A 14,490-nucleotide genomic window follows, 5' to 3' on the forward strand; every position below is an offset into this window, starting at 1 on the left:
TTGCTGACAAAGGCTTATGACGGGTTTTTACCACAGCACACACGTGTCCAAGGGCCATGCCTGGCTCAATACAGCAAATGGCCGTGACATCTTTGCCACGCAAGGCCGCTCAACCGCCTGTGACCGCGTTCGCGCCGCGGAGTTGCACGCTCGGCGCAGCACTCCCCTCCCCTCTCGCAAAGTCTGGATGCCATGCTGACCTGGTTACAACGCGACACCCTCGAGTTTCCGCCACTGGCCAAGGCCCTGCGCGAACCCAATGGCTTGCTCGCCGGCGGTGGCGACCTGTCTGCCGATCGCCTGATCAGCGCCTATCGCCACGGCTGTTTCCCCTGGTATTCCCAGGGCCAGCCGATTCTCTGGTGGTCGCCCGACCCTCGTACCGTGCTGTTTCCCGAAGAGCTGCACGTCTCGCGCAGCCTGGCCAAGCTCATGCGCCAGCAACGCTATCAGGTGACCTTTGATCAGGATTTCGCCGCCGTGATCCGCGCCTGCGCCGGGCCCCGCGCCTGCGCCGGGCCCCGCGCCTACGCCGAGGGCACCTGGATCACCGGCTCCATGCAGGCTGCTTATATAGAGCTGCATGCCCGCGGCCATGCGCACAGCGTGGAAGTCTGGGACAACGGCGAGCTGGTGGGCGGTTTGTACGGCCTTGCCATGGGCCAGCTGTTTTTCGGCGAATCGATGTTCAGCCACGCCGACAATGCCTCCAAAGTCGGCTTCGCCACGCTGGTCGAACACTTGAAGGCATGGGGCTTCGTGCTGATCGATTGCCAGATGCCGACTCAGCACCTTCACAGCTTCGGCGCCCGCTCGATTCCCCGGCAAGTCTTCGCCGACTACCTGAGCAATCACCTGGATCAGGGCAACTTGGCCGACTGGTTACCTAGGCGAGTTTGAGTCCACTGGCATACACTCTTAACTAAAGTTTTTCTCGAGGGTTGATCATGACCGAGCTGGCGCGGCTTAAGTTTTATGCCACTCAACCCCACTCCTGCAGCTACCTGCCCGAAGAGCAAGCCACCACGCTGTTCCTCGATCCCAGCCAGCCAATGGATGTGCAGGTCTACGCCGACCTTTCGGACATGGGGTTTCGTCGCAGTGGCGACCATCTTTACCGCCCGCACTGCCAGAATTGCAGCGCGTGCGTGCCCGCGCGCATTCCGGTAGGCCTCTTCACGCCTGATCGTCAGCAAAAGCGCATCTTCAAACGCAACGCCGACATCGAAGTCACCAGCACCAAGCCGCACTTCAGCGAAGAATATTTCGATCTCTATCAACGCTACATCGAACAGCGCCACGCCGATGGCGACATGTTCCCGCCCAGTCGTGATCAGTTCTCCACTTTTTTAGTACGCGACCTGCCCTTTTCGCGCTTTTACGAGTTCCGCGTCGAGGGTCGGCTGCTGGCCGTGGCGGTCACCGACCTGCTGCCCAACGGCCTTTCGGCGGTCTACACCTTTTACGAGCCATCCGAAGAACGCCGCAGTCTGGGGCGCTATGCGATCCTCTGGCAGATCGCCGAAGCCGCGCGGCTGCAACTGCACGCGGTGTACCTGGGGTACTGGATCAAGAACTGCAAAAAGATGAACTACAAGACCCAATATCGGCCCATCGAGCTGCTGACCAATCAAAGATGGGTCACTCTTTACTGAATCCCTTGGCGTGCAGGCCACTTTTCGGGCACAATGCAGCCCGCTTTTGCTCGGCTGCCGTTTGCACCGGGCCATTCATTGGATACCGAGGGCTTTACTGCATGTCGAAAGAAGACAGCTTCGAAATGGAAGGCACTGTCGTCGACACCCTGCCCAACACCATGTTCCGTGTGGAGTTGGAAAATGGGCACGTCGTTACCGCGCACATCTCCGGCAAGATGCGCAAGAACTACATCCGTATTCTGACCGGCGACAAGGTCCGCGTTGAACTGACGCCGTACGACCTGAGCAAAGGGCGCATCACCTACCGCGCTCGTTAACAGGCTACGATGAAAACGCCCGGCATATGCCGGGCGTTTTTGCTCGTCCGGCTTGAAGATCAAAGTCAAAAGCGCTCTTCCTAACGTCAGATCTGTTTCGACTTCGTCGAGTTACTTGAAGGGACCAAGTAACCAAGTCCTTCTGCTCCTGGTTTGGGTCTGACTTCGTCAGACTTCCTTCATTCCGGTCTCGCTCCGTGGGCCCGGCGCGAATGGGCCATCCATGGCCCCGCGCCTCGCGCGGCATCCTGCCGCTTGGCCCACTCCACGAGACCTCCATTCAGCCTGCACCCAAGTCGCGATTTGTAGTGTCTGGGCTAGCGCGCATGAAGATCAAAAGCCAAATCAAAAGCGCGCGGTGAACTCAGTCCCGTAGCAGCCGAGCTTGCTCGCGGGTCGCCCTCAAGATCGCTCCCGCCGGCAAGCCGTGCTGCTACGGGCCGGTGTTCATCCGCGTTTGATTTTGATCTTCGAGCGCAGATCTGCCAGACGACACAAAACGCGACTTGGGTGCAGGCCGAACGGAGGTCTCGCGCAGTGGGCCAAGCGGCAGGATGCCGCGCGAGGCGCGGGGCCATGGATGGCCCATTCGCGCCGGGCCCACGGAGCGGGACCGGAGTGAGGGTACCCCGACGAAGGAGGGGCCCAGCCAGGAGCAAGACCCCTTGGTTACTTGGGGGGGCTTTTCCAAGTAACTCGACGAAGTCGAAACAGGTTTGACGTTAGGAAGAGCGCTCTTGACCTTGACCTTGATCTTGATCTTGATCCACCGCACACCACCGGCAAGCCAGAGTGCTACAGAAGCAAGGACCTTCAAGAAAACAAAAAGGCGCCAATCGGCGCCTTCCTGTGGTATCGCATTGAAACGTCAGGCCATTTCCGCCGTAGTCTCGTACTCGAACGTAATCTCGCCATCCTTGAAGTCGATGTGCACCACACCGCCATGCTCGGACAACTCGCCGAAGAGAATTTCCTCGGCCAGCGGACGCTTGATCTTGTCCTGGATCAGACGGGCCATCGGACGTGCGCCCATCGCTGCGTCGTAACCCCCTTCGGCCAGGTAACTCCTCGCCGCATCCGAGACCTCGAGCAATACGCGCTTGTCTTCCAACTGCGCCTGAAGCTCGGTGAGGAACTTGTCCACCACACTCTTGATGACCTCATGGCTGAGGCGACCAAACTGAATGATGGTGTCCAGACGGTTGCGGAATTCCGGCGTGAAGCTCTTCTTGATCACTTCCATCGCATCGGACGAGTGGTCCTGATGGGTGAAACCGATCGAAGCACGGGCTGCGGTTTCGGCACCGGCGTTGGTGGTCATGATGATGATCACATTGCGGAAGTCCGCCTTGCGCCCGTTGTTGTCGGTCAGGGTGCCATGGTCCATCACCTGCAGCAGCAGGTTAAAGACTTCCGGATGGGCCTTTTCGATCTCATCGAGCAACAGCACACAGTGCGGCTGCTTGGTGATGGCTTCGGTCAACAGACCGCCCTGATCGAAACCGACATAACCCGGAGGCGCACCGATCAGACGCGAAACGGTGTGGCGCTCCATGTACTCGGACATGTCGAAACGCACCAGTTCAATGCCCAGCGCCTTGGCCAGCTGACGCGCCGCCTCGGTTTTACCGACACCGGTAGGGCCGGCGAACAGGAACGAACCGACAGGCTTGTCAGGCGACTTCAGCCCCGCACGAGACAGCTTGATGGCGGTGGACAGCGAATCGATCGCCGCATCCTGACCGAACACCGTGAGCTTGAGGTCGCGCTCCAGGTTGCGCAGCAGTTCCTTGTCGGAGCTGTTGACGTGTTTTGGCGGAATCCGCGCGATTTTGGCGACGATGTCTTCGACTTGCGGCACATCGATACGCTTGACGCGCAGATCCGCCGGCTGCAAACGCTGGAAGGCGCCTGCCTCGTCGATCACGTCGATGGCCTTGTCCGGCATGTGACGGTCATTGATGTAGCGCGAAGCCAGCTCGGCCGCTGCACGCAGGGCCTCGTCGCTGTATTCGATGTTGTGGTGCTGCTCGAAACGACCTTTCAGGCCACGCAGGATGCCGATGGTGTCTTCCACCGAAGGCTCGGACACGTCGACTTTCTGGAAGCGACGGGCCAGGGCGCGGTCTTTCTCGAAGATGCCACGGAATTCCTGGAACGTGGTCGAACCGATGCAACGGATATCACCCGAGGACAGCAGCGGCTTGAGCAGGTTGGACGCGTCCATGACACCGCCGGACGCCGCACCGGCGCCGATGATGGTGTGGATTTCGTCGATGAACAGGATCGCGTGCGGACGTTTTTTCAGCTCGCCGAGCAACGCCTTGAAGCGCTTCTCGAAATCGCCGCGGTACTTGGTACCGGCCAGCAGAGCACCGAGATCCAGCGAATAGACGACGCTGTTGGCCAGCAGGTCCGGCACCTGGTTGTCGACGATGCGCTTGGCCAGGCCTTCGGCGATGGCGGTTTTACCCACACCGGCCTCACCGACCAGCAGCGGGTTGTTCTTGCGGCGACGCGCGAGGATCTGAGCGACGCGCTCGACTTCCAGCTCACGGCCCACCAGAGGATCGATGCGGCCCTGACGGGCCAGTTCGTTCAGGTTGCTGGCATAGGCATCCAGCGGATTGCCTGAAGAAGAAGACTCGCCGCCCTCGTCATCCTGCATATCTTGCTCACCTTCAGAGTGTTCGCCATGCCCTGGCACCTTGGAGATGCCGTGGGCGATATAGTTGACGACATCGATGCGGGCCACGCTCTGCTGTTTCAGCAGAAACACCGCCTGGCTTTCCTGCTCACTGAAAATCGCCACCAGCACGTTGGCGCCAGTGACTTCACGCTTACCGGAACTCTGCACATGGAACACGGCACGCTGCAGCACACGCTGGAAGCCCAGGGTTGGCTGGGTCTCGCGATCTTCGTCGTGGACAGGGATCAGTGGCGTGGTGGAGTCGATGAACTCCTGAAGGTCGTGTTTGAGTTTGTCGAGGTTTGCGCCGCAGGCACGCAGAACAGTGGCGGCGGCCTCATTGTCCAATAGAGCCAGCAGCAGGTGCTCCACGGTCATGAATTCATGACGTTTGGAGCGAGCCTCCTTGAAAGCCAAATTGAGGGTGACTTCGAGCTCACGGTTTAACATAGCTTCACCTCTTACCCAAGTGTCCGGCGTTAACCGTCCTTCTCGATCTCACAGAGTAGCGGATGCTGGCTTTCCCTGGCGTATTGGTTGACCTGCATGGCCTTGGTCTCGGCGATGTCGCGGGTAAACAATCCACACACTGCCCGTCCCTCTGTATGGACGGCCAGCATGACCTTGGTCGCCAGCTCACGATTCAGGTTGAAAAACACCTCCAGCACTTCGACAACGAAATCCATCGGGGTGTAGTCATCGTTGAACAAAACCACCTTGTACATCGGTGGCACCTGCAGCGTCGGCTTGGCCTCCTGTACCGCGATGCCCTCCGCGCCATCCTCGTGGGAGTGCGGGTCATCCTGATTGAATGTTAGTCGAATCTCGCTGATTGCATGCATGGTAAAGAAGGATCGTCGGAGGCGAAATTAAATAGATTGGTCATGATCATGCACGTTATCGATAGGACCGTCGCTTGACCTTGACTAACGGCTAAACAGTGTTACAAACAATAGAACCCACATTGGGTAAAAAGGGTCCGCGCAGTCAACCAAAATTTTTTAGGTCCGGCGGATGAGAGGTGATGATACTCCCATCGGAGTCCTTTGCAGAGGGATGTGACTATGGCTAGCGGTAAGGTCAAGTGGTTTAACAACGCCAAGGGGTATGGCTTCATCGTTGAAGACGGCAAGTCCGAGGATCTGTTCACGCACTTTTCGGCGATCCAGATGGAAGGGTACAAGACGCTCAAGGCAGGGCAGCCGGTTAATTTTGAGATCATTCAAGGTCCCAAAGGCCTGCACGCCGTGAATATCACCAAGCCAGAAGACAGCAAAGCGCATGAACAATCAGTAACCAAGCAGCACGAACACAGCAAAGATCACGCCTGAGCCGGACCGTTCACGCGCGCGACCTGAAAAGGCCGGTCATCCCCACCCAGGATCGACCGGTTTTTTTTGCCCACATGGCGGCCGTCAAAGACACTAAATTGTCCCGCCCCGGAAAACCGACGCCCTGAACGCTCCTCCTTTAGTCGAAAATCGACCCTGCAACTCACATGGAAAACTCGCCCCTCCCAACCTGCGACAGCTTGCCGCAGGGCGCGTAGTCCGGGGCTTTCAGCTATTTGACGATTTTCTGGCCGGCAATCGCCAGCGCAATCGGGCGGGCGATCAACGCACAGCGTTCACACTACTATCGTAGTAATGGCCGGGACCGGTGATATACTTCGCGCCGGTGACCACTGGGTCATTGGGGGCCGAGCCATCTGAAACGAGACTTTCAGCCCTCCACAGGCTGGACTCTTACCGGGGTTCAACCGCTTGACGCTCGACTGATGCACCCCATATCACGCGACGAAATTCTCGACTTTCGGCTCATTGATATCTGGGCGAAAGTGCCTACCCTGCGCATCTCGAAATTTTGTGTACGCTCAGCAAAGAAGAGAGTATTCCCAAAAATGTCCAACCGCTCGAAGATCATCTACACCTTCACCGACGAAGCTCCTGCCCTCGCCACCTACTCACTCTTGCCGATCATCGAAGCATTCACCTCCTCGGCCGACATCACCGTCGAAACCCGCGACATTTCTCTGGCAGCCCGCATCCTGGCCGGCTTCCCGGAGCAACTGGGCGCCAAGAAGGTTTCCGATGACCTGGCCGAGCTGGGCGAACTGGCCACCACGCCGGAAGCCAACATCATCAAGCTGCCGAACATCAGCGCCTCGGTTCCACAACTGAAGGCCGCGATCAAGGAGCTGCAAGCCAAGGGCTACGACGTCCCGAACTACCCGGACGAAGTCGTGACCGCAGCGGACGAAGCCGCTCGCGCCGCTTACGACAAGGTCAAGGGCAGCGCCGTGAACCCGGTGCTGCGTGAAGGCAACTCTGATCGCCGTGCACCGCTCTCGGTCAAGAACTACGCGCGCAAGCACCCGCACAAGATGGGCGCCTGGGCCGCCGACTCCAAATCCCACGTTGCCCACATGGACAACGGCGACTTCTACGGCAGCGAGAAATCCGCGCTGATCGAAGCCGCAGGCGCGGTGAAAATCGAGCTGATCGGCAAGGACGGCAAGACCACCGTTCTGAAAGACAAGACTTCCGTGCTGGCCGGTGAAGTCATCGACTGCGCGGTCATGAGCAAGAAAGCCCTGCGTGCTTTCGTGGCCAAAGAGATCGAAGACGCCAAGAAACTGGGCGTGCTGTTCTCCGTTCACCTGAAAGCCACCATGATGAAGGTCTCCGACCCGATCATGTTCGGCGAGATCGTTGCCGAGTACTACCAGGACGCGCTGAGCAAGCACGCTGAAGTCCTGAAGGAAATCGGCTTCAACCTGAACAACGGTATCGGCGACCTGTACGCCCGCATCAAGGATCTGCCAGCCGACCAGCAGGCGCAGATCGAAGCGGACGTCAAAGCCGTCTACGCGACCCGCCCACCTCTGGCGATGGTCAACTCCGACAAGGGCATCACCAACCTGCACGTGCCGAGCGACGTCATCGTCGACGCCTCGATGCCAGCGATGATCCGTGACTCGGGCAAGATGTGGAACAACGACGGCGTCCTGCAGGATGCCAAGGCACTGATCCCGGATCGTTGCTACGCCACCATCTACCAGGCCGTCATCGAAGACTGCAAGCAGCACGGCGCCTTCGATCCGACCACCATGGGCAGCGTGCCGAACGTTGGCCTGATGGCGCAGAAAGCCGAAGAGTACGGCTCGCACAACAAGACCTTCCAGATCGAAGCTGACGGCGTGGTTCGCGTCACCGACGACAAAGGCCAGGTGCTGATGGAGCAGACTGTTGAAGTCGGCGACATCTGGCGCATGTGCCAGACCAAGGACGCGCCGATCCAGGACTGGGTCAAGCTGGCCGTCAACCGTTCGCGCCTGTCGAACACCCCTGCCATCTTCTGGCTGGACCCGAAACGCGCCCACGACGCGGTGATGATCAAGAAGGTCGAGAAGTACCTGAAGGATCACGACACCACCGGCCTGGACATCACCATCAAGTCGCCTGTCGAAGCGATGAAGGTTTCCCTGGAGCGCATCCGCGCCGGCAAGGACACCATCTCGGTCACTGGCAACGTACTGCGTGACTACCTGACCGACCTGTTCCCGATCATGGAACTGGGCACCAGCGCCAAGATGCTGTCGATCGTTCCGCTGATGAATGGCGGCGGTCTGTTCGAAACCGGCGCAGGCGGTTCGGCTCCGAAGCACGTGCAACAGCTCAACGAAGAGAACTTCCTGCGCTGGGACTCGCTGGGCGAATTCCTGGCACTGGCCGCTTCCCTGGAGCACCTGGGCAACGTCTACCACAACCCGAAAGCTCTGGTACTTGCCACTGCCCTGGACAAGGCCACCGGCCAGTTCCTGGACAACAACAAGTCGCCATCGCGCAAGGTGGGCGGTATCGACAACCGCGGCAGCCACTTCTACCTGGCCACCTACTGGGCTCAGGCTCTGGCGGCGCAGACTGAAGACGCAGCCCTGGCCGCCAAGTTCGCACCACTGGCCAAGACCCTGACCGACAACGAGGCGGCCATCGTCGCCGAGCTGAACGGCGTACAGGGCAAACCTCTGGACATCGGCGGCTACTACTTCGCCACGCCTGAACTGGCCAGCAAAGCCATGCGTCCGAGCCAGACCCTGAACGACGCGATCGATTCGCTGAAGTAAGGCTCAAGCAACGTCGCTCAAGCACAAACCCCGGCTCTTACGCCGGGGTTTGTGTTTTCTGCGCACCACTGCGATTTGGACACATGACCTGTGGGAGCGAGCTTGCTCGCGAAAGGGTCTCAAGCTTCAACGTCACTGCCGACAGGTGAACCGCTTTCGCGAGCAAGCTCGCTCCCACAGTGGTTTACACCTGCCGCACGAGCGGAATATTCATGACCTGGCACCCCCACATCACCGTCGCCACCATCGTCGAAGACAACGGCCGCTTCCTGTTCGTCGAAGAACAGAAACTCGGCAAACTGGTGCTCAACCAGCCCGCCGGCCACCTGGACCCCGACGAAACCCTGCGCGAAGCCGCCATCCGCGAAACCCTGGAAGAAACCGGCTGGGACGTCGAGTTGACCGGCGTGGTCGGCATCTACCTCTACACTGCACCCAGCAACGGCGTGACCTATCAGCGCGTGTGCTTCTCGGCCAAGGCCCTCAAACATCACCCCGAGCGGACGCTGGACACCGGGATTGTCGGCGCTCCATGGCTGACCCGGGACGAACTGGCCAACCAGCCGGAGCGCTGGCGCAGCCACCTGGTGCTGGAGTGCCTGGACGATTACCTCAAAGGCCCGCTGTACAGCCTAGACGTGGTACGCAACTGAATAGCTTTTAGCCTTGGCGGCGACTCCCTGATAGAATCGCGTCCTTTTCCAGACTACCCATCGAAACCCTATGTCTGATTCAGCCTTTTCCAATCCAGAAAAGAAACGCGTGATCGTCGGCATGTCCGGCGGCGTGGATTCTTCGGTCTCCGCCCTCCTGCTCATGGAGCAGGGGTATCAGGTGGAAGGCCTGTTCATGAAGAACTGGGAAGAAGACGACGGAACGGAATACTGCACCGCCATGGACGACCTCGCGGACGCCCAGGCCGTGTGCGACCGGATCGGTATCAAGCTGCACACCGTGAACTTTGCCGCCGAGTACTGGGATAACGTCTTCGAGCACTTCCTCGAGGAATACAAGGCCGGGCGCACGCCAAACCCGGACATCCTGTGCAACCGCGAAATCAAGTTCAAGGCCTTCCTGGACTACGCCTTCATGCTGGGCGCAGACCTGATCGCCACCGGCCACTACGTGCGCCGCCGCGACATCGACGGCCGCACCGAGCTGCTCAAGGGCCTGGACCCGAACAAGGACCAGAGCTACTTCCTGCACGCCGTTGCCGGCGAGCAGATCGCCAAGACACTGTTCCCGGTCGGCGAGCTGGAGAAGCCCGAAGTGCGCGCGATTGCCGAGAAATACCAGCTGGCAACCGCCAAGAAGAAAGATTCCACTGGCATCTGCTTCATTGGCGAGCGGCGTTTCACCGACTTCCTCAAGCAGTACCTGCCCGCTCAGCCCGGTGAGATCAAGACCACCGAAGGCGAAAGCATCGGCCGTCACGCAGGCCTGATGTACCACACCATCGGCCAGCGTCAGGGCCTGGGCATCGGCGGCCTGAAAGACGCCGGCGACGAGCCGTGGTACGTGCTGGAGAAGGACTTGGCCAACAACGAGCTGATCGTCGGCCAGGGCAACGAACACCCGTGGCTGTTCTCCCGCGCCCTGCTCGCTTCGGAAATCTACTGGGTCAACCCGGTCGACCTGAGCAGCCCGCGCCAGCTGACTGCCAAGGTTCGCTACCGCCAGGGCGACCAGAGCTGCACCCTGGAACGCACCGCCAGCGGCTACCGCGCGGTGTTCGACGAGCCGCAACGCGCCGTGACGCCCGGCCAGTCCGTGGTGTTCTACGACGGTGAAGTCTGCCTGGGTGGCGGCGTCATCGAAACCGCCGAACCCTGGCACAGCAAGGACGCTCGTTGATGAGCCCGACCCAAGAGCAACTGACCGCCCTGGGCGGCGTGTTTCAGGCCGCAGTGCTGGTGGACCGCATTGCCAAGACCGGCCAGGCCGCGGAAGCGGCGGTCGGTTGCCTGATCGGCAGCCTGCTGAACATCGACCCCAAGGACACCCTGGACGTGTTCGGCGGCGACGACCTGAACCTGCGCGAGGGCTATCGTGCCTTGGCCAGCGCCCTGGAGCGCGACCCGGGCACCCTGCAGCGCGAGCCGCTGCGTTATGCCCTGGCCATGTTGGGTCTGGAGCGCCAGCTGTCCAAGCGCGATGACATGCTCGAAACCATCGGCAGACGCCTGCCGCAGATCAAATCCCAGGTCGAGCACTTCGGCATCGTTCACGAGAACGTGATCGCCGCCAGCGGCGCGCTGTATCAGGACACCCTGAGCACCCTGCGCCAGCGCATCCAGGTGCATGGCGACATGCGCAACCTGCAGCAACCGAACAACGCGTCGAAGATCCGCGCCCTGTTGCTGGCCGGAATTCGCTGCGCGCGACTTTGGCGACAAGTGGGCGGTCACCGCTGGCAACTGGTCATCAGCCGTCGCAAGTTATTGAAAGAACTGTATCCCTTGATGCATGGCTGATCGCCGGGTAACGGCAAACAGCCTGTTTAACCTTCGCCGCGCGATTCATCACGGCCATCCGACCTCGGCTGCGCCGTTTTTTCATGTATGATACGCGCCCATTTTGTTGCCCGACTGTCCGAGAGCACTCCATGCAGCTTTCTTCGCTCACTGCGGTTTCCCCTGTAGACGGCCGTTACGCCGGTAAAACCCAGGCCCTGCGGCCCATTTTCAGCGAATACGGCCTGATCCGTTTCCGCGCCCTGGTCGAAGTTCGCTGGCTCCAGCGTCTGGCGGCCCACCCGCAAATCTCCGAAGTCCCGGCCTTCTCCGCCGAAGCCAACGCCATCCTCAATGCGCTGGCCGATGACTTCGCGCTGGAGCACGCCGAGCGTGTGAAGGAAATCGAGCGCACCACCAACCACGACGTCAAGGCGATCGAGTACCTGCTCAAGGAGCAGGCGGCCAAGCTGCCGGAACTGGCCAAGGTCAGCGAATTCATCCACTTCGCCTGCACCAGCGAGGACATCAACAACCTGTCCCACGCCCTGATGCTGCGCGAAGGCCGTGACACCGTGCTGCTGCCGCTGATGCGTCAGATCGCCGAATCGATCCGCGAGCTGGCGATCCGTTTCGCCGCCGTGCCGATGCTGTCGCGTACCCACGGCCAGCCAGCCTCCCCGACCACCCTGGGCAAGGAACTGGCCAACGTCGTCTACCGTCTGGAGCGCCAGATCGCTCAGGTGGCCGCCGTGCCGCTGCTGGGCAAGATCAACGGCGCCGTGGGCAACTACAACGCGCACCTGTCGGCCTACCCGGACATCGACTGGGAAGCCAACGCCCGCGCCCTGATCGAAGACGAACTGGGCCTGACGTTCAACCCGTATACCACGCAGATCGAGCCGCACGACTACATCGCCGAGCTGTTCGACGCCATCGCGCGCTTCAACACCATCCTGATCGACTTCGACCGTGACATCTGGGGCTACATCTCCCTGGGTTACTTCAAGCAGAAGACCGTCGCTGGCGAAATCGGCTCCTCGACCATGCCGCACAAGGTCAACCCGATCGACTTCGAAAACTCCGAAGGCAACCTGGGTATCGCCAACGCGCTGTTCCAGCACCTGGCGAGCAAACTGCCGATCTCCCGCTGGCAGCGTGACCTGACCGACTCCACCGTACTGCGCAACCTGGGCGTGGGCTTCGCTCACAGCGTCATCGCGTACGAAGCCAGCCTGAAAGGCATCGGCAAGCTGGAGCTCAACGAGCAGAAGATCGCTGCCGACCTGGACGCCTGCTGGGAAGTACTGGCCGAGCCGATCCAGACCGTCATGCGCCGCTACGACATCGAAAACCCGTACGAGAAGCTCAAGGAGCTGACCCGCGGCAAAGGCATCAGCCCTGAAGCGCTGCTGACCTTCATCGATGGCCTGGACATGCCTGCCGAAGCCAAAGCCGAGCTCAAGAAGCTGACTCCGGCCAACTACATCGGTAACGCCGTAGCACAAGCCCAGCGCATCTGATCACCCGGCCTCTGCGCTGAACGCCCGGCCAAGCCGGGCGTTTTTATTCCGGTCTGAAAAACACGCTTTTTCAATAGGTTACACATGAATCCTGATATTCCATTTGAACTCCTGGGCGGCATCACGGCGCGTGAATTCCTGCGTGACTACTGGCAGAAGAAACCCCTGCTGATCCGCCAGGCGATTCCGGATTTCGAAAGCCCGATCGACCCCGACGAGCTGGCCGGCCTGGCCCTGGAAGAAGAGGTCGAGTCGCGCCTGATCCTCGAAAACGGCGTGCGCCCGTGGGAAATGCGCCGCGGCCCGTTCGAAGAAGACGAGTTCAGCAAGCTGCCGGAAACCGAGTGGACCCTGCTGGTGCAGGCCGTCGACCAGTTCGTGCCGGAAGTGGCCGAGCTGCTGGAGCAGTTCCGCTTCCTGCCAAGCTGGCGCATCGACGACGTGATGATCAGCTACGCAGCCCCGGGTGGCAGCGTCGGCCCGCACTTCGACAACTACGACGTGTTCCTGCTGCAGGGCCACGGCAAGCGTCACTGGAAAATCGGCCAGATGTGCGACAGCGACAGCCCGCTGATCGAGCACGCCGACCTGCGCATCCTCGCTGACTTCCAGGGTACCGACGAGTGGACCCTGGAACCGGGCGACATGCTCTACCTGCCGCCGCGCCTGGCCCACTGGGGCGTTGCCGTGGACGACTGCCTGACCTACTCGGTGGGCTTCCGCGCACCGAGCGCCTCGGAAGTACTGACCCACTTCACCGACTTCCTCAGCCAGTTCATCTCCGACGAAGAGCGCTACACCGACGCCGACGCTACGCCTCCGAGCGATCCGCACCAGATCCAGCACGACGCTCTGGACCGCCTCAAGGCCCTGTTGGCCGAGCACATGAGCGACGAGCGCCTGCTGCTGACCTGGTTCGGCCAGTTCATGACCGAGCCGCGCTACCCGGAAATGGTCGCTGGCAGCGAGCTTGACGACGCCGAACTGCTGGACGCGCTGGAACAGGGCGCGATCCTGATCCGCAACCCCAGCGCGCGCCTGGCCTGGTCGGAAGTCGACGACGACCTGTTGCTGTTTGCCAGCGGCCAGAGCCGCCTGCTGCCGGGCAACATGCGCGAGCTGCTGAAACTGGTCTGCGCTGCAGACGCGCTGCACATGGACAATCTGGGCAAGTGGCTGGCCGATGAAGACAGCCGTCACCTGCTCTGCGAGCTGGTCAAACAGGGAAGTCTGGGGTTTGCTGATGAATAAGATCCGCGTGCGGGTAGCCGACTGGCAGAAAGATAACGCCGACATCCGGCGCATCCGCGAAGCCGTGTTCGTTGCCGAGCAATCGGTTCCGCCGGAGCTTGAGTGGGACGCAGAAGACGCAGGCGCGCTGCATTTTCTGGCACTGGAAGGCGATTACCCGATCGGCACCGCCCGACTGCTGCCGGACGGTGAAATCGGCAGGCTGTCGGTGCTCAAGGACTGGCGCGGCCTGAAAGTCGGCGACGCGCTGCTCAAGACGGTGATCGACGAGGCCGAGAATCGCGACCTCAAGGAACAGAAGCTCAGCGCCCAGGTGTACGCCACGCCGTTCTACGAGCGCTTCGGCTTTACCGTGATCAGCGAGGAGTTCCTCGAAGCCGGCCTGCCGCACGTGGACATGGTGCGCAACTCGCGCTAAGCATTGCCAGCGTTACACGTGAACGCCCCGGCGCCCTCCCCTCAGCGACTATGCT

The 14,490-nt window shown here is 60.7% G+C and carries 13 protein-coding genes; 11 read left to right on the plus strand and 2 right to left on the minus strand.

Features of this window, described 5'->3' with window-relative positions; translation table 11 throughout:
* Window positions 1-192: 192 nt before the first annotated feature.
* The 3 genes from aat to infA all read left to right on the plus strand — a co-directional run bounded on the left by aat (window position 193) and on the right by infA (window position 1,975).
* Window positions 193-900, plus strand: a complete 708-nt coding sequence (gene aat, locus AC1MEK_RS24650; RefSeq protein ID WP_480398886.1) for a leucyl/phenylalanyl-tRNA--protein transferase — start codon at window positions 193-195, stop codon at window positions 898-900.
* A 47-nt stretch (window positions 901-947) separates the two neighbouring features.
* Window positions 948-1,655: an arginyltransferase gene (locus tag AC1MEK_RS24655; RefSeq protein WP_480398887.1), complete on the plus strand. Its 708-nt coding sequence runs from the start codon at window positions 948-950 to the stop codon at window positions 1,653-1,655.
* Window positions 1,656-1,756: 101 nt separating this feature from the next.
* Window positions 1,757-1,975, plus strand: coding sequence for a translation initiation factor IF-1 (infA, locus tag AC1MEK_RS24660; protein WP_002553999.1), 219 nt, complete (start codon window positions 1,757-1,759; stop codon window positions 1,973-1,975).
* An 868-nt stretch (window positions 1,976-2,843) separates the two neighbouring features.
* On the opposite strand, the gene clpA is transcribed toward infA, so the two are convergent.
* Both clpA and clpS read right to left on the minus strand, forming a co-directional pair.
* Entirely contained in the window at window positions 2,844-5,114 is a 2,271-nt protein-coding gene (gene clpA / locus AC1MEK_RS24665) for an ATP-dependent Clp protease ATP-binding subunit ClpA (RefSeq protein ID WP_480398888.1), read from the minus strand.
* 29 nt (window positions 5,115-5,143) lie between these two features.
* Window positions 5,144-5,506: an ATP-dependent Clp protease adapter ClpS gene (gene clpS, locus AC1MEK_RS24670; RefSeq protein ID WP_480398889.1), complete on the minus strand. Its 363-nt coding sequence runs from the start codon at window positions 5,504-5,506 to the stop codon at window positions 5,144-5,146.
* A gap of 222 nt (window positions 5,507-5,728) precedes the next feature.
* Here clpS and cspD point away from each other — a divergent pair, with 222 nt between their 5' ends.
* The 8 genes from cspD to AC1MEK_RS24710 all read left to right on the plus strand — a co-directional run bounded on the left by cspD (window position 5,729) and on the right by AC1MEK_RS24710 (window position 14,435).
* The gene (gene cspD, locus AC1MEK_RS24675; RefSeq protein ID WP_480398890.1) at window positions 5,729-5,995 is read left to right on the plus strand and encodes a cold shock domain-containing protein CspD; all 267 of its coding nucleotides are present in this window, start codon (window positions 5,729-5,731) and stop codon (window positions 5,993-5,995) included.
* 569 nt (window positions 5,996-6,564) lie between these two features.
* Entirely contained in the window at window positions 6,565-8,790 is a 2,226-nt protein-coding gene (locus AC1MEK_RS24680) for an NADP-dependent isocitrate dehydrogenase (RefSeq protein WP_480398891.1), read from the plus strand.
* Between the two features lie 212 nt (window positions 8,791-9,002).
* Window positions 9,003-9,443, plus strand: coding sequence for an NUDIX hydrolase (locus AC1MEK_RS24685; RefSeq protein ID WP_480398892.1), 441 nt, complete (start codon window positions 9,003-9,005; stop codon window positions 9,441-9,443).
* Window positions 9,444-9,513: 70 nt separating this feature from the next.
* Window positions 9,514-10,644, plus strand: a complete 1,131-nt coding sequence (gene mnmA, locus AC1MEK_RS24690; RefSeq protein WP_480398893.1) for a tRNA 2-thiouridine(34) synthase MnmA — start codon at window positions 9,514-9,516, stop codon at window positions 10,642-10,644.
* Window positions 10,644-11,264, plus strand: coding sequence for a high frequency lysogenization protein HflD (gene hflD / locus AC1MEK_RS24695; protein ID WP_480398894.1), 621 nt, complete (start codon window positions 10,644-10,646; stop codon window positions 11,262-11,264). The genes mnmA and hflD overlap by 1 nt, the downstream gene beginning before the upstream one ends.
* Before the next feature lie 131 nt (window positions 11,265-11,395).
* Complete coding sequence (gene purB / locus AC1MEK_RS24700) at window positions 11,396-12,766, plus strand: adenylosuccinate lyase (protein WP_480398895.1); 1,371 nt, start codon at window positions 11,396-11,398, stop codon at window positions 12,764-12,766.
* Between the two features lie 84 nt (window positions 12,767-12,850).
* On the plus strand, window positions 12,851-14,017 hold the full coding sequence (locus AC1MEK_RS24705) for a ribosomal protein uL16 3-hydroxylase (protein ID WP_480398896.1): 1,167 nt from the start codon (window positions 12,851-12,853) through the stop codon (window positions 14,015-14,017).
* Window positions 14,010-14,435, plus strand: coding sequence for a GNAT family N-acetyltransferase (locus AC1MEK_RS24710; RefSeq protein WP_480398897.1), 426 nt, complete (start codon window positions 14,010-14,012; stop codon window positions 14,433-14,435). The genes AC1MEK_RS24705 and AC1MEK_RS24710 overlap by 8 nt, the downstream gene beginning before the upstream one ends.
* Window positions 14,436-14,490: the final 55 nt, after the last annotated feature.

The sequence above is a fragment of the Pseudomonas sp. 2 genome, assembly GCF_056627435.1.

Coding starts and splice junctions, on each gene's coding strand:
- aat (WP_480398886.1), top strand. CDS start 193: ATGCTGACCTGGTTACAACGCGACACCCTCGAGTTTCCGCCACTGGCC.
- AC1MEK_RS24655 (WP_480398887.1), top strand. CDS start 948: ATGACCGAGCTGGCGCGGCTTAAGTTTTATGCCACTCAACCCCACTCC.
- infA (WP_002553999.1), top strand. CDS start 1,757: ATGTCGAAAGAAGACAGCTTCGAAATGGAAGGCACTGTCGTCGACACC.
- clpA (WP_480398888.1), bottom strand. CDS start 5,114: ATGTTAAACCGTGAGCTCGAAGTCACCCTCAATTTGGCTTTCAAGGAG.
- clpS (WP_480398889.1), bottom strand. CDS start 5,506: ATGCATGCAATCAGCGAGATTCGACTAACATTCAATCAGGATGACCCG.
- cspD (WP_480398890.1), top strand. CDS start 5,729: ATGGCTAGCGGTAAGGTCAAGTGGTTTAACAACGCCAAGGGGTATGGC.
- AC1MEK_RS24680 (WP_480398891.1), top strand. CDS start 6,565: ATGTCCAACCGCTCGAAGATCATCTACACCTTCACCGACGAAGCTCCT.
- AC1MEK_RS24685 (WP_480398892.1), top strand. CDS start 9,003: ATGACCTGGCACCCCCACATCACCGTCGCCACCATCGTCGAAGACAAC.
- mnmA (WP_480398893.1), top strand. CDS start 9,514: ATGTCTGATTCAGCCTTTTCCAATCCAGAAAAGAAACGCGTGATCGTC.
- hflD (WP_480398894.1), top strand. CDS start 10,644: ATGAGCCCGACCCAAGAGCAACTGACCGCCCTGGGCGGCGTGTTTCAG.
- purB (WP_480398895.1), top strand. CDS start 11,396: ATGCAGCTTTCTTCGCTCACTGCGGTTTCCCCTGTAGACGGCCGTTAC.
- AC1MEK_RS24705 (WP_480398896.1), top strand. CDS start 12,851: ATGAATCCTGATATTCCATTTGAACTCCTGGGCGGCATCACGGCGCGT.
- AC1MEK_RS24710 (WP_480398897.1), top strand. CDS start 14,010: ATGAATAAGATCCGCGTGCGGGTAGCCGACTGGCAGAAAGATAACGCC.